The 1,436-nt window shown below is 51.8% G+C and carries 1 pseudogene; it reads right to left on the bottom strand.

Going from position 1 to position 1,436, the window contains the following annotated elements:
- Positions 1-275: 275 nt before the first annotated feature.
- Positions 276-1,294: pseudogene (locus tag AC3Y5R_RS24110) on the bottom strand (IS110 family RNA-guided transposase).
- Positions 1,295-1,436 lie beyond the last annotated feature (142 nt).

The raw sequence follows: 1,436 nt of genomic DNA, 5'->3' as shown, positions 1-1,436 counted from the left end.
TTATATGAACGCGTCCCGTTTGCAACGGCTTCCATTATTCTGACGCTGACAGATAGGTTGCAGCTTTATATCCGGCTTTCCTGCAGCATGTAAGCTGCGAGCCCCTATGTAATTCGCTGACTCACGCCTCATTTCTCCTGCGGGCTTTAAGCCCAGGAAACCATTCAGGTTTAGTGAGTCCCGGTCTTACCTGTCTTTGTCATCACGCTGGCCGCCAGAGCAACCTTTCAGCATTCACCCTTTTATTAAGAGTTAATGTTTATCGGTATCAGCAATTAACAGGGTCTGATGCTGACATGATTCTTATCGTACTGACGGTCATGGGCCGCTATTGCCCACACTGTCCGTGCCAGCTTGTTCGCCATTGCCACGATGGCCACACTGGTCGGACGCCGTTTTTTCAGATCCGTTATCCATGGCACGGGCTCTTTTGTCAGTAAGGCTGCTGCCCTTGCACCGTGGATAAATAGTGTCCTGAGATAGGTATCACCTCGCTTGCTTATGCCCAGCAGGCGGACTTTTCCTCCGGAGCCGGTCTGTTTTGGCACCAGACCGACATAAGCCGCAAACTCACGTCCGGATTTGAACGCTGAAGCCTCGCCCATTGTGGCTACCGCTGCTGTGGCGGTGAGTGGCCCAACGCCCGGGATTTCCATCAGGCGCTTACAGATTTCACTCTGTTTCGCCACGCTAATAAGCTGTTTTTCGATACCGTCTATCAGCGCGTCCAGTTTTTTCAGTCTGTTATATTGTTCTTCCAGCAACATGATGAGATACGGAGGCAACCGCGTCTTCATCCGCTCCAGCGCTGCCGGTAACTCTTTGTCCATCGCCGTCCGACCTTTGTGGAGCGTCTCGCCGAACTCCAGAAGGGTTCCGTGCAGGGCATTGATCTGCGCGGTCCGGAATTTCACCAGTTGTCGCCGTGAACGATGCAGCACCAGTACCGACTGCTGCTCTTCTGTTTTGACGGCAATTCCCTTACCTGGCTGCTGTACCGCCATCCAGATAGCACGGGCATCCATTACATCGTTTTTGTTACCGATAACGAATGCTTTAACGAAGCGCCCCTGCATTAAACGGACTTTGTGTCCCTGTTTTTCCAGCTCCCGTGCCCAGTGCTGGAGCCACCACAGGCCTCCATACCAACCAGGCAGGGCTCCCGGTTGTTGAAGAACGTCAGAAAATCCTGACGGCGTATCTGTTTATCAACCACTTCACCTGTATGCTCATTGATGAAGTGAACCTGAATCAGATGTTTTGCGATATCAACACCAACCGGGGTATATTTCATATCGTGGAGTCTCCAGTTACCCGGGAGCTTTATGCATCCCGTATTGGGCACAATGATGCCGGAAATCTGTGAGGCTCCACACCTTCCTCATCACGGTTGTGCTCAGTATCAAATGAATGGGGCGCGTTCATTACATTTCTCC

It is taken from the genome of Erwinia sp. 009765445, from assembly GCF_058137865.1.
The sequence above is the reverse complement of the archived record's forward strand: the minus strand, read 5'-3'. Positions and strand labels throughout refer to the sequence as shown.